The sequence below is a fragment of the Priestia sp. D51 genome (genome assembly GCF_053345675.1).
This window is the reverse complement of sequence record NZ_JBLTIR010000010.1, coordinates 18,648-32,781: the sequence shown is the minus strand read 5'-3', so window position 1 is coordinate 32,781 and position 14,134 is coordinate 18,648. Positions and strand designations below refer to the sequence as shown.

The following is a 14,134-nucleotide window of genomic DNA, read 5'->3' as shown; positions in this document are numbered from 1 at the left end:
CTTTTATAAAACACCTAGTTTTTCATCTCGAATATCTGTGATAAACATATGCCCAGGAGCATGTGTAATCATAATAGAAGGTTTTGTTTCCATTGCTACAGCTTGAGGAGTTACGCCACAAGCCCAGAACACGGGAACTTCGCCTTCTTTGACGGAAACAGCATCGCCAAAATCCGGAGAGTGAAGGTCTTCAATACCTATTGCAGCGGGGTTTCCAATGTGAACAGGTCCTCCGTGCACAGCTGGAAAACGTGAAGTTACTTGCGCTGCCCGCACTACGTCTTGCTGAGGAATTGGGCGCATACTAACGACCATCGAGCCGTGGAATATTCCCGCTTCAGCGCATGAAATATTTGTTTTATACATAGGAACATTACAGTTTTCTTCAATGTGACGAACAGGTATGCCGTTGTTTAAAAGTGCGTGTTCAAATGTAAAACTGCAGCCGATGAGAAAAGCTACCATATCTTCTGTCCAATAGCCTTTGATATCGGTTACTTCTTTTACCAGTTCCCCATTTTCATAGATTCGATACTTCGGAATGTCTGTACGAATATCTCCGGACGGAGCCGCAAACTTTGGAACAGGAGATCCAACGTCCGTTACATCTAAAAGAGGACAAGATTTAGGATTACGCTGACAGAACAATAGAAAGTCAAAGGCTTGTTTCTTTGGTAAAATAGCTAAATTAGCTTGAGCATAGCCGTTTGCCATGCCTGCCGTTGGGTGAATAAGCTGGTTGTTACGGATTTGCTGACGAAGTTCAGCTGGAGTTAGTTGTGAAAGGTTTGACATGTTTCTATCTCCCATCATTGCCCGCACACAACTTGCGTGCGGGCACATTGTTTTATTTAAATAATTGAGGAAGCTGATCCATTAACGTATAACCGCCCATTAAAGCCATTACAATAACGACCAGTACACCAGAAATGGTTAGCCATAAAGGATGCTTATATTCGCCAACGATGCTTTTTTTATATGCAGCAACTAGTAATGTTCCAAGGGCGATCGGAAGAATTAATCCATTAATTGCTCCCACTAACAGAAGAACTTTTACAGGTTTTCCAATTAAGACAAACGACAGAGTTGAAATAATAATAAATCCAATAATAATCCAGTTTGAGTTTTTATTAAGTTTTTCACTAAACGTTTGAATAAACGAAACGGATGTATAAGCAGCTCCCACTACAGACGTAATAGCAGCAGACCACATGACAATGCCAAAGATTTTATAACCGACGTTTCCTGCTGCGAGCTGAAACACGGATGCTGGAGGATTGGCCGGGTCAATTTGTAACCCTTTAGATACAACGCCAAGTACAGCTAAAAACAAAGCGATTCGCATAACGGAAGTGATAAGAATTCCTGTTACAGAACTTTTAGTGACTTGAGGTAAAGAATCGATGCCTTTTACCCCGGCATCTAAAAGACGATGTCCGCCTGCAAAGGTAATATAACCACCAACAGTACCTCCAACAAGCGTAACGATCGCAATGATGTCGATTTGATCAGGTTTAAAAGATTTCACTACAGCTTCTCCAACGGGAGGTGAAGTAGTAGCTGCTACATATAGCATTAGCCCAATCATGACAAAACCTGCAATTTGCGTGAAGCGATCCATTGCTTTTCCAGCTTCTTTTACAACGAAGATTAGCACGGCAATAACTGCACTAATTGCAGCTCCGGCTGTTGGAGAAATACCTGTAATCGCATTTAATCCAAGACCGGCACCGGCAATATTTCCAATATTAAATGCAAGTCCTCCAATTACAATTAAAATAGCGAGCACGTATCCTAGTCCGGGAAATACCATATTGGCGATTTCTTGTCCGCGTTTTTCAGAAACGGCAATAATCCTCCATACGTTGGTTTGAGCAAAGATATCAAGAATAATTGAAATTAAAATAACGAATCCAAAGCTTGCGGCTAAATTTTGTGTAAATACGGTAGTTTGAGTTAAAAAGCCTGGTCCAATAGCCGATGTGGCCATTAAAAAAGCGGCTCCAAGCATTAACGTCCAGTTTACTTTAGGTGCAGCCGAAAGCTTTTGCTGAGGTGTTGATTTTTTTATTGGCTCCAATATCATCTTCCTCCTGATTGTATGTAGTTTTTATTGTGAAATAGCCTTAACTACCACTTCTGATGCTTGTAAAGAACGGTTGACATGACGAGCAAATTCAAGTGCGTGAGCCCCGTCTCCGTGAATACAAATCGTGTCTGCCTGCAATTCTACATCCTTGCCTTGCTGAGATTTGACTTTCCCTTCTTTCACCATTGTAATAACTTGAGAAACAGCTTCGTTGTCATTTTCAATTAAAGCATTTGGTTCTGTACGAGGCGTAAGAGAACCGTCTAACTGATAGGTACGGTCTGCAAATACTTCGTTGGCCGTTTTCAAACCAATTCTGTTACCGGCTTGAATCAGCTCACTTCCAGATAATCCAAACAAAATCAGCTCAGGATTTACGTTGTAAACAGCTTTTGCTATTGCTTCAGACAACGCTTTATTTTTAGCAGCCATGTTATATAGTGCACCGTGAGGTTTTACATGCTGCATTGATAACCCTTCTGCTTGCAAAAAACCGTTTAATGCACCAATTTGATAGACTACGATATCGTAGGCTTCCTGAGGTGAAATATTGATGTTTCTGCGTCCGAAACCGATAAGGTCCTGTAGACCAGGATGAGCACCAATTTGCACTTTTTTTTCAGCGGCCAATTTTACCGTTTTTCTCATGACGCTTGGATCCCCTGCATGAAATCCACAGGCTACGTTCACAGACGTCACGTGTTCTAAAATGGCTTCATCATTGCCAATGCGATAAGCACCAAAGCTTTCCCCTAAATCACAGTTTAAATCTACTTTATTCAATTCGTTCTTCCCCCTTAAAAACTTCATTGTAAGCGTAATCATTTGCAGATAGTAAATAAAATCCAAGCTGAATTATCTGCATTAATACTTTAAGTTCCGTTTTCCGGAACTGTAGTACCGTTTTTCAGTTATATTTGGATTTTAGCACGAGATGATGAATTGAACAACAACATTGTCAGAATATTTGACATAGTCATTATTTTTATTTGGATAATACTCCCTTATTTTATTTGTGTTTTCTATCTATAGCCTTAATATAATGCAGCTTCTTAATGTCATTGGACACAGTAAATAACTAGGTTGTCAGAATAATTACTAGTTCAAAATAATCAAAATGAAATTTTCATTGTAATCGTTTTCAAATAGGTGCTATATTTCAATTGTAGTCAATTTATGCAAACGATTGCAAAAAAAGGGGATGAAACGATGAAAGGGAAAAAATGGACAGCTTTAGCTCTAACACTGCCGCTGGCTGCTAGCTTATCAACAGGCGTTCACGCCGAAACCGTACATAAAGGTAAATCTCCAGCTGCAGATAAAAACGGTGTCTTTTATGAGGTGTATGTAAACTCTTTTTACGATGCAAATAAAGATGGACATGGTGATTTAAAAGGTCTTACACAAAAACTGGACTATTTAAATGATGGCAATTCTCATACAAAGAATGATCTTCAAGTAAACGGGATTTGGATGATGCCGGTCAACCCTTCTCCTAGCTATCATAAATATGATGTAACGGACTATTATAACATTGATCCTCAGTACGGAAATCTGCAAGATTTTCGCAAGCTAATGAAAGAAGCAGATAAACGAGATGTAAAAGTTATTATGGACCTCGTTGTGAATCATACGAGCAGTGAACACCCTTGGTTTCAAGCTGCGTTAAAAGATAAAAACAGCAAGTACAGAGATTACTATATTTGGGCTGATAAAAATACCGATTTGAATGAAAAAGGATCTTGGGGACAACAAGTATGGCACAAAGCTCCAAACGGAGAGTATTTTTACGGAACGTTCTGGGAAGGAATGCCTGACTTAAATTACGATAACCCTGAAGTAAGAAAAGAAATGATTAACGTCGGAAAGTTTTGGCTAAAGCAAGGCGTTGACGGGTTCCGCTTAGATGCTGCCCTCCATATCTTTAAAGGTCAAACACCTGAAGGCGCTAAGAAAAATCTCCTGTGGTGGAATGAGTTTAGAGATGCAATGAAAAAAGAAAACCCGAACGTATATCTAACGGGTGAAGTATGGGATCAGCCGGAAGTAGTAGCTCCTTATTATCAGTCGCTTGATTCCCTATTTAACTTTGATTTAGCAGGAAAAATTGTCAGCTCTGTAAAAGCAGGAAACGATCAAGGAATCGCTACTGCAGCTGCGGCAACAGATGAGCTGTTCAAATCATACAATCCAAATAAAATTGACGGCATTTTCTTAACCAATCATGACCAAAATCGCGTCATGAGTGAGCTGAGCGGCGATGTGAACAAAGCAAAATCAGCTGCTTCTATCTTACTTACGCTTCCTGGCAACCCGTATATTTATTACGGTGAAGAAATCGGCATGACCGGTGAAAAGCCTGATGAATTAATCCGTGAACCGTTCCGCTGGTACGAAGGAAACGGACTTGGACAAACTAGTTGGGAAACACCTGTATACAATAAAGGCGGCAACGGCGTGTCTGTAGAAGCACAAACCAAACAAAAGGACTCTTTGTTAAATCATTACCGTGAAATGATTCGCGTGCGTCAGCAGCACGAAGAGTTAGTAAAAGGAACGCTTCAATCTATTTCAGTAGACAGTAAAGAAGTTGTTGCTTATAGCCGTACGTATAAAGGCAACTCCATTAGTGTGTATCATAATATTTCAAATCAACCTGTAAAAGTATCTGTAGCAGCGAAAGGTAAATTGATTTTTGCTAGTGAAAAAGGTGCTAAAAAGGTCAAAAATCAGCTTGTGATTCCGGCGAATACAACGGTTTTAGTAAAATAATTCAAAAAACCTCTAAGTAATTACCAGGTAGTCACTTAGAGGTTTTTTTACCTAGAAGGAATAAAAAAAGGATTCTTTTTATTTATCTATCAGTTAATATACAACGGGTTTCCTTCATTTCAAGTCCCTAAAATTCAATATTTATCTACCACTGCTCCCAAACTAGCTGCTTTAACATATGGTTTGTTTTTCAAAGAAAGCAGTTCTTCTTTTGTTCCTGTAACAACTACGCCTATAATCAATCCATTTTTCTGTCTGTTTTTTAAATTTTTCACTTCTCCTGGATCTGTTTTTTGGAGCTCATTTAAAAAGTCTGCTTCTGTTTTAATTTTAGTAGTCGTTAGTTTTGCTCCTAGTTGTGGTGATGGTTTAGAAATACCTAATAGCCATCGCCCATTTTCTGGATTGTTTCTGTAACCAGTAGACTTTCCATAGTTATCTACCCAATACCACGTTTGGTGAGTAGATGTAGGCAGCATCTTTTGTACTTCTTTCAATGTGTAATTTTTATTGAGAGATATGGCCATCTCCATGTATTTATCATTTGGATATTTTTTAATCATGTCAAAGTCATTCGCATACAACTTATATTTGTATTTGGGTACGTAAAATAACATCTCACGTTGCCCATTAGGAATATGATAAACTGTCGTTTCATTGACAATTGTACTACTCATGGAGAATGATGCATTCAAGTTTCCGAGTAAATCATACGTTATTTCTTCTGTATCCCAAGGTATCACTTTGTTTTTAATAACTTTAAATACTTCACTCTTAATAGTCCCCTTTAAAACTCCAATTGAAATTGTATCTGTACTAGTAAATGTATTTGGAGACATCCTCACATAATTTTCTGTGATTAACCGATCAGCAATTTTTTCTCCTTGTGTGTTAATAAAGTAATTATTCCCTTTTACAAATATACCAATAATAAAGCTGACTACGAGTGCGGAGATAAAAATTGTTCGTGAAATTGCTCTATACTTTGCTTTTCTAAGTGTTCTATGTAAAGACTTTTCATCAAAAATAGAATCTAACTCATCATTCGTTTTCTTCATTATATTCTCTCCTATACATCTCTTTAAATGTTTTTCTAGCACGAGCTAAATATGTTTTCACAGCCTCAGGTTTCATATCTACATATTCCGCAATTTGTTTATATGACCACTCTAGCTCGTATTTTAAAAGAAGCAGTTGCTTAAAGGTGGGAGACAACTTTTGAAGTATACTTCTTACTAGAAGCTGATTTTCTTGTACAATCATTATCTCTTCAATTAATCGTTCATTGGTAATAAGGTAATCTTCTACTACCACGTACTGAGATTTTTTGTTCTTTCGACAGTGATCGTAATATAAGTTTATAGCTACTTTAAAAAGCCATGATTTATATTTATCGGTATCAATCGATTCAAGATGAAGAAGTAGTTTACAAACAGCTTCTTGAACAATATCTTTAGCTGTTTCTTGGTTTGCACCTTGTTTAATTAAATATGAGTAAAGTTGATTCATGACAATTTTTAGTTGATCGTTTGATAACCGATTTTTCAAATGTTTTTCCTCCTTCCTGTCTTATAACGTCTGAACAGTGAAAAAGTATACAATTATTTCATATTTTTCTATAAAAAAAGAAAAGTAATTGCTTTTTAGGCAATTACTTTCTTAAACAAAAAATCAATTTAGTTAATATAAAACAGAATATAGGTATCTACAAAAATAAAAAAGAAAATTATTGTAATCCACCTTGTATATAATTAGGAACCTATATTGAGCTCATTAACTGAAAAAAGTATTCGGACTTCTGAGTTTTATTTAAGCTATACCATGAATCTAATGTATTTGATGCAAATACATCTAATTTTTTTAATACGTCCCTCGCGAATTCTAGAGGTGCTACTCCTGAAGCAGTAATCATGTTATTATCGGATACTACAGGTCCAATCTCATACAACTTCTCCCCTTTATAATTAGGACAGACCATTTGTGTATATTCTAAGTTATTAAGCGTATGCTTTCTAGAATCTAAGTATCCACTATTTGCAAGGGCATCAGTAGCACCACAAATTGCAGCTACAATAGTACCAAGCTCTAAAACTTCCCCAACTTTTTTCAATATAGGTTGATGAATCTCCTCACTCCATGTATTTCCTCCCGGTAGAATTAAAAGATCTTTATCCAAAAGAGTGCACTCATCAAGAGAAATATCTGGCTGTATACTCAGCCCCCCCATTGTTTTAATAATTTCTTTATTAACTCCTACCGTCATTACTTTTAAAGGGGCTAAACCTTGTCTGAAATATCTTCCTGAATTTAGTTCAGCAATTAAATATCCATACTCCCAATCTGACATTGTATTAAATACATAAATATAAACTTTTTTTGTTTGCATATTAAGCCTCCCGAACTGACGTTCTCTATATTATACCATTTTAAAGGTATATATCTATAAAAAATGTTAAAATATTCAGAAAAAACAAGGAGATTGAGAATCATTTGAAAGAAAACAAAATAGAAAAAGTCGTAATAGCGTAATAGTAGGATTAACAACTCCACATTATGTATCAACTTTTACTCGAGTGAGTGATAATTTAGGATTTGAAACGTATCTCGTATCAGATGCCACAGCTACATTTGCAATAAAAGGAGAAGATAATGCATATCATCCAGCTGAACAAATACATACTGTGTCATTAGCAACTTTAGATAATGAGTTTGCCAAAGTTTTAACAACTGAAGAATTGATCAAAAAGTTAAATTTGACTGAAGCAATACAATCATAAGATCTTTATTTTAACTGTATATCTTCTACAAGTGGAGTTACCATAATGTGACTTTTAGGAATAAAAAAAGAACCTTTGTAAAATTAGGGTTCTGATTAAGATTTATTATTTGTGGTATGTAGCCTTTTACAAGCATATAGCTACTTAAGCCTAATTAATGGTTATCGTAAGTTACTTTTAACATGTAATAATAAATTTATAAATTCCCAAATCGCTAATACCACGCCTAATATCAACAAAAATAAACAAATTGAAGAGAAAAGTTGTTGTATCAATTTTACATCACTTTGCTCCTTTAATTAGATAAGTCCCGTATCACTTAGGTCTTTTATAAAACAAGTTTTTTCATGAGCAGTATGAAGTAGAAATAATATCACGACTCATTTTTATTTCTTTTCACCTTGTAGAAAATGAAGCATAAAAGGGCAATAGCGACTAATGGTAGTACGATAGACAAGGGTTGATGTAACCAAAGTAACACTAATTTGATCCCAATTTTTTGGTTAAACTTATAAACCATAAAAGTCCAGCCGCCCGAATATAGGGAAGATGCTAAAAAGTTAGCTAGCAAATATTTTTTTATCGGAAACTTTAAAATTCCGGCTATATAATGAATAGGGTGTCGAACTCCAGGTGCAAAAAAAGCTAACATAATCGCCCCAGCCCCAAAATGATCAAGTAGCTTTTCGGCTTTTTGTAACCATTTCTTCGCCATCCATTTTTCAATTAGAGGCACCTGTCTAAAGAATCTTCCTACTAGAAAGAACCATAGAAAAGCTGTAAAGAGTGTAATCCAAGACGATACCCACACTACATAAGGGTTGATGCCCTTAGAAGCCCAGATACCGACTTGAGTTAGCATTAGAACATCATCAGAAATAGGCGTAAACATAATTTCTACATTAGTTCATAAATCTTCATAAATGGTCTCTTTCTCCTTTGTATCTTGGTGCAAAGGCAACACAACATACATCGTTATCTTGTTTTGCTCGCTTTCTGCCCATATTTCGCCTTGATGAAGTTCAACAATTCGTTTGGCAATGGAAAGGCCAATTCCCGACCCTACGACTTTGCTAGAGCGTGCTTTATCCATTCGATAAAACTTATCAAACAGATGGCTTAATTCTTCAGAAGCAATTTGATCAGTTGTATTAGAAATACGTGCAATGACTTGTTTTTCGTTAGTATAGAGGACTATCTCAATATCTCCACTTTCATGACTGTATTTTTCAGCATTCGAAAGTAAATTATCGAAAACGCGAATCATTTTCTCAATATCTATGGAGATAAAAACAGCCTCATCAGGAATCTCTACTTTTACGGAAAGCCCACGATTTTCAAACATGGGAGTATACTCTCCTACAAGCTGATATAACACCCCACTTAAATCGACTTCTTGAAATTGCATGTCTACGTCAGGTAGAGACAACTTCGTATATTCGAATAGTTCATCCAATAAATTTTTCAATTTGAATGAAATACCGTAGGTGGTTTGAATGTATTGCTCCAGCTCTTCACTATTTTTATACTGTTTATCTTTCAAGAGTGTTAGATATCCAATAATAGAGGTCAATGGAGTTCGTAAATCATGCGAGAGATTTGTAATTAATTCATTTTTGGCTTGTTCCACTTTACGTTCTTTTTCAAAACGTTGCCTCATTTGTTCGGTCATCCAATTGATGTTTTTAGCTAAGAATGACAGTTCATTTTTTCCTTTCACCGGAATGGAATACGTCCAGTCCTTGTTCACAATCCTGTTGATTCCCTCTTCAATCTGCTTAATGTACCGTGTAATAGGCCTTGTCCATAATAAAAACAAGACAAAAAAGATGAGCACACTACCTCCAAGTCCCATATAGACTTGATAAATATATCTATTCGGACTGAAAATAGGATCAAAAGAAGGTCCTTCAATAACGAGGTATCCGATATCATCTTGAAGGGAAAGGAGCGATATAAAAGAAGAATAATGTGTATTAAATGATTGATTGCCCGTAGATTCAGCTGTAAGCTTTTGTTTGAGTAAATACTTTATATTGGTACTTTTTATTTTTTTGTTATTTGAATGAAAAAGAACGTCTCCTTTGGCATTTGCTACTAAGAACCCTAAGTTAGGATGAGCATCCGTTATAGGATTTAGCGTTGAAGCAATGTTATCTATATCATCTAAGTTCATGTGCTTCTCTTCGATTGAATGAGTGAGCTGAACAAGGAGCTTTCTAATAGTCTCTTCCTCTTTTTGTTGCTCTATTTGTTGGTTACGGATATCCCCAAATTGGGGATTTATGAAGATAAAAAGAAAAAAGCTAAGGATAGATACAATCAAGGAGATAATAAAAATAAGGAATAATTTTGTGTTCAAATTGACTGATGGTCCTCCAATTTTGTCTGCATTATTTCTCGTTTTCATGCTTTATAGCCTACGCCCCATACAGTCTGAATATAGATTGGCTTTTTAGGGTTCTCTTCTATTTTGTCTCTAATTTTTGTCATATGGACCATAATTGTATTATCCGACTTATAAAAAGGTTCTTTCCATACAGTTTCATAAATCTGTTGAATACTAAATACTTGTCCTTGATGCTGAAGTAATAAAGAGAGAATTTGAAATTCTTTAGGAGTTAAACGAACCTCTTGATCTCTTACAAACACTTCATTTGTTCTTCCGTCCACTTTTAAGTCTCCCTTTTCTAAAAAGTGGGAAGAAACCTCTCTTTCAGGCGCCATATAGTATCGACGAAGTTGAGATTTTATACGCGCCATCAGTTCTAATGGGTTAAAAGGCTTCGTAACATAGTCTTCTGCTCCACTGGCTAGGCCGTGAATTTTATCCATGTCTTCTGATTTAGCCGATAAAAAGATAATAGGCATGTTATATTCCTCTCTAATTTTTAAGCACGCATCTATCCCATTCATCCCTGGCATCATCACATCTAGAATAATCAGGTCAATTTTTTGTTTTTTTAACATATCTATAGCTGTTGCAGCATTCGGTACATCTACTACTTGATATCCTTCATTTTTTAAATAAATGGACATAAGATTTCTGATTTCGTCTTCATCGTCGACAATAAGGATGGTTCTTTCTGACATGTTTCTTCACTCTTTCTATTCTTAAATTCAATATAAACTAGAGAACATGAATAGGATTAGTTATTACATACGAATACATAAGCTGGTGGAACATTTCTATACACTTTTTCATACTGAATCGTAGTAAAAAAGGATTCAAAGAAAGAGCGTTTTACTTTCGAATATTGGAATGTAATGAACTTGCCTTCTGGTCCCAGCAAAGATCCTGTCTCATGTAAGATCTGTGTAGAAATAGTTCCTGGTAAGCTTGTAAAAGGCAATCCAGATACGATATAGTCTACTTTTTCAATGCCATATTGTTTTAAATAGGCACTTATATTTTCAGCAGAGTTATGAATAATGTACACATTCTCGATATGTCCATATTTCTTCTTTAATATATTATAGAATGTTTCATTGGCTTCTATCGCTAAGAAAATGGTGTCTTTCCGTTTATTTTGAACAATTTCTTCTGTAAATACGCCTGTTCCTGGACCATATTCAATGATACACGTTATTTCCTCAAATGGTATAGGCTTCATCATTTTCTTAGCTAATGATTTAGAGCTAGGCATAATAGCTCCAACTGCACGCGGGTGTCTCAAATATTCTTGAATGAAATGCATGGCATTCATTTATTTCTCCTCGTTTCTTCAGGTGATAGGTTATAAGCAGTAGTTTAATGCCAAAACCTTAATACGATACGAGGAAAAACCTTAACAATTCTTAAGAAATACTTATGAAAAGATAACTTTTATAAAGAATCTGAAAGTAAACGTTATTTGCTGGTCTTAAAAAAGGAGGGCATTAACTTAACCTAAACCTTCAGTCATTCAGAGAAAACAACCTTTTTAGCACCCCATTTCTTTGCTTGTATACTTGTTAACATAAAACGTCTTATTGGAAATAATGTCTCTATAGAACTATCCCTTCAGTTTTCTATATATACTGAAGGGGTAACCTTAACCCTAAGTATTAATTTTTAAATGTCTAATTCTAGCCATTCATCAGCCTCTTTAAAACCAAACTTTTTATATACGGGCCTACCTAAATTTGAGGCTCCAAGCCAAATTTTTATAATACCTGCTGTTTTCGCCTCAGCAACTAGTTTAGTTAATAACTTAGTGGCAATTCCTTGTCCACGGTAACTTTCTTTCGTATACATATTGGTAATATAAGCCTTTTTGCCACTCTTGTTGGTGTAGGTAGGTGGAAATTCATAAAAGACGATAGCACCAGTTGCAATTATTTCTTCATTATCTTCTACTATCCATTCAATTAGAGAACCATCGCTCATTTTATTAGTAAAGAACTCTTTTAGTTCCGTATCAATCTCTTGATTAGGCTCAATTCCTTCATCAACTAATTGTTTCTTTCTTAAATAAATCAATTGATCAATTTCATTGACAGTGGCTTTACAAAATTTCACCTTTTCATCATCCTTATCTCATATAAAATGGGTCAACAATATATTTTCTTTCCTGCTAACGGTTGTACCAATACCATTTGGTGTATAGCTAAAAATTAATCGTTTTAAGTGGAATATACATGTTTTATTTCTTCTCTTAACACAGAAAAAGCATTTATAATTTTCTGTTGTTCCTCCAATGAAAGTCGCTCTAAAATCATTTTTAACTTTTCTTCATCTAATTCTGTGTTTCGTTTCAAGACTTCTTCGCCGTAAGGAGTAAGTTTTACATAAACAACTCTCTTGTCATAAGCAGAACGTTCTTTTTCTAAGATCCCTTTGTTAATAAGTCTCTTAATATGTTCAGAAGCCGTATGATGGGTAACATCAAGCACTTCTGATAAATCCTTTACCGTTACCTCTTTTTTCTTCTTAATCATTTGCATACATCGAATATTTTGGTGGGTTAACGTTTCTTCATGTTTATAGTGCAAGTAAAAATAGATATCGGTTAATGAGTCATTAATTTTCGTAACATCCATATTTTAGTCCTTTCTTATACATCGTTATATACGATATATTAACGATTAATAGGCATAATAACGAGAGAAATAGATATACTAACGCTTATTCTATTAAAAAATGATGCCCTCTAATTATGTCGTCATATGCGATATAATAACAAAAGAAATCAAAGTACACAAGTCCTATATCACATAAAACATTTATCTGTATATATATAGGTTTAGTTCACATAATACGGCTTCTAGGCAACAAAAAAGCTAAGGGTTTAACCCTTAACTTTTTTGGATGTATTTCTCAAATATTTTAAAAATCTTTTATAGTGCGTGATTTTTGACATTAAGAAATCTCAATATAAATTTCTTATCAGACTAATTTTACAATCGTTCTTCCTCTTACATGCCCTTTTAATATGTTAGGAAGAACAGTAGGAAGCTTATTTAAATTAATTTCTTGTGAGATAAAATCTTCAAAATTTGATGGTTTGAAATCTGTTGCTATGCGTTTCCATATTTTCAAACGTGTTTCCATTGGGCAGTATACAGAGTCAATGCCAAGTAAGTTGACGCCCCTTAAAATAAATGGAAAAACAGTAGAGGCCAGTTTTGTCCCAGCTGTTAACCCACTAACAGCAACTGAACCACCATATTGAATCTGACTTAAAACAGAGGACAGAGGATCTCCACCAACAGGGTCAACGGCTGCAGCCCATTTTTGTGCCCCTAAGGCTTTAACCTTTCCTCCATACGTCATATCCCTTGAAATAATGGAATGAGCTCCGAGTTTTCGTAAATACTCATACTCCGATTCTTTCCCTGTGCTAGCTTCTACTTTATAACCCAGAGAGTTTAAAAATGAGACCGCAAAACTGCCAACGCCACCGGTTGCACCTGTCACAAGAACTTTTCCTTTGTCTGGTGACACCCCATTCTCCTCTAGACGTTGTATAGATAGGGCTGCCGTAAAGCCTGCTGTTCCTACTACAATGGCTTCTTTAAGAGTCAAATTTTCAGGTAAAGGTACAATCCAATCACCTGGAATACTGGCATATTCGCTGTATCCACCAAAGTGGGAAACACCTATATCGTAACTTGTTGCAATGACTTCATCTCCTTCATGAAAGCGAGGGTCATTAGAAGAAACGACTACACCTACTAAATCTACTCCTGGTATAAATGGATAATTTCTTACGATTTTACCATCAGGAGTACCTGCTAGCCCATCTTTATAGTTAATCCCTGAATAATGTACCTTGATTAAGACATCACTCTTAGGCAAAAATTCTAGAGAAATATTTTTTACATTCATTGAAAATTCATCATTAACTTTGTCTACTACTAGCGCTTTGAATTGATCTTTCATTTTGTCATTCCTCCTTTGTGAAACTACTTCTAGTATACATTATTATTCTGACCGGTCAAACTTTTTTGACCGGTCAGAATAATTTTTTGTTCAAATTTTATAAAATGTTGTATACTAATTTGTACGTTTAGT

General features: G+C 35.5%; 14 protein-coding genes. 1 reads left to right on the top strand and 13 read right to left on the bottom strand.

The window, feature by feature from the left end:
* Positions 1 to 3 precede the first annotated feature (3 nt).
* From ACNHOZ_RS25085 to pxpA, 3 genes are read right to left on the bottom strand one after another with little or no spacing between them, the layout of a single operon-like run.
* Entirely contained in the window at positions 4 to 795 is a 792-nt protein-coding gene (locus ACNHOZ_RS25085; RefSeq protein ID WP_255901044.1) for a putative hydro-lyase, read from the bottom strand.
* Between the two features lie 52 nt (positions 796 to 847).
* Complete coding sequence (locus tag ACNHOZ_RS25080) at positions 848 to 2,086, bottom strand: NRAMP family divalent metal transporter (protein ID WP_033579076.1); 1,239 nt, start codon at positions 2,084 to 2,086, stop codon at positions 848 to 850.
* 24 nt (positions 2,087 to 2,110) lie between these two features.
* Positions 2,111 to 2,872: a 5-oxoprolinase subunit PxpA gene (pxpA, locus tag ACNHOZ_RS25075; RefSeq protein WP_028413248.1), complete on the bottom strand. Its 762-nt coding sequence runs from the start codon at positions 2,870 to 2,872 to the stop codon at positions 2,111 to 2,113.
* 393 nt (positions 2,873 to 3,265) lie between these two features.
* Here pxpA and ACNHOZ_RS25070 point away from each other — a divergent pair, with 393 nt between their 5' ends.
* A complete protein-coding gene (locus ACNHOZ_RS25070; RefSeq protein WP_308215479.1) occupies positions 3,266 to 4,861 on the top strand; it encodes an alpha-amylase family glycosyl hydrolase in 1,596 nt (531 codons plus the stop codon).
* A gap of 134 nt (positions 4,862 to 4,995) precedes the next feature.
* Here ACNHOZ_RS25070 and ACNHOZ_RS25065 read toward each other — a convergent pair whose 3' ends face one another.
* The 10 genes from ACNHOZ_RS25065 to ACNHOZ_RS25020 form a co-directional block, all read right to left on the bottom strand.
* On the bottom strand, positions 4,996 to 5,919 hold the full coding sequence (locus ACNHOZ_RS25065; RefSeq protein WP_048020757.1) for an anti sigma factor C-terminal domain-containing protein: 924 nt from the start codon (positions 5,917 to 5,919) through the stop codon (positions 4,996 to 4,998).
* Positions 5,903 to 6,409, bottom strand: coding sequence for an RNA polymerase sigma factor (locus ACNHOZ_RS25060; RefSeq protein WP_053074078.1), 507 nt, complete (start codon positions 6,407 to 6,409; stop codon positions 5,903 to 5,905). The genes ACNHOZ_RS25065 and ACNHOZ_RS25060 overlap by 17 nt, the downstream gene beginning before the upstream one ends.
* Positions 6,410 to 6,620: 211 nt before the next feature.
* Positions 6,621 to 7,247, bottom strand: coding sequence for a type 1 glutamine amidotransferase family protein (locus tag ACNHOZ_RS25055; protein WP_048020755.1), 627 nt, complete (start codon positions 7,245 to 7,247; stop codon positions 6,621 to 6,623).
* Positions 7,248 to 8,011: 764 nt separating this feature from the next.
* A complete protein-coding gene (locus tag ACNHOZ_RS25050; protein WP_255901051.1) occupies positions 8,012 to 8,530 on the bottom strand; it encodes a DedA family protein in 519 nt (172 codons plus the stop codon).
* A 15-nt stretch (positions 8,531 to 8,545) separates the two neighbouring features.
* A complete protein-coding gene (locus ACNHOZ_RS25045; RefSeq protein ID WP_196299091.1) occupies positions 8,546 to 9,814 on the bottom strand; it encodes a sensor histidine kinase in 1,269 nt (422 codons plus the stop codon).
* Between the two features lie 230 nt (positions 9,815 to 10,044).
* Positions 10,045 to 10,731, bottom strand: coding sequence for a response regulator transcription factor (locus ACNHOZ_RS25040; protein ID WP_048020749.1), 687 nt, complete (start codon positions 10,729 to 10,731; stop codon positions 10,045 to 10,047).
* A 56-nt stretch (positions 10,732 to 10,787) separates the two neighbouring features.
* Positions 10,788 to 11,345 carry a class I SAM-dependent methyltransferase gene (locus ACNHOZ_RS25035; protein ID WP_255901055.1) on the bottom strand — a complete coding sequence of 186 codons (558 nt, stop codon included), beginning with the start codon at positions 11,343 to 11,345 and terminating at the stop codon, positions 10,788 to 10,790.
* A gap of 347 nt (positions 11,346 to 11,692) precedes the next feature.
* The gene (locus tag ACNHOZ_RS25030; RefSeq protein ID WP_048020746.1) at positions 11,693 to 12,139 is read right to left on the bottom strand and encodes a GNAT family N-acetyltransferase; all 447 of its coding nucleotides are present in this window, start codon (positions 12,137 to 12,139) and stop codon (positions 11,693 to 11,695) included.
* Between the two features lie 104 nt (positions 12,140 to 12,243).
* Entirely contained in the window at positions 12,244 to 12,660 is a 417-nt protein-coding gene (locus ACNHOZ_RS25025) for a MarR family winged helix-turn-helix transcriptional regulator (protein ID WP_048020744.1), read from the bottom strand.
* Positions 12,661 to 13,006: 346 nt separating this feature from the next.
* On the bottom strand, positions 13,007 to 14,002 hold the full coding sequence (locus tag ACNHOZ_RS25020; protein ID WP_048020743.1) for an NADPH:quinone oxidoreductase family protein: 996 nt from the start codon (positions 14,000 to 14,002) through the stop codon (positions 13,007 to 13,009).
* Between the last annotated feature and the right edge of the window lie 132 nt (positions 14,003 to 14,134).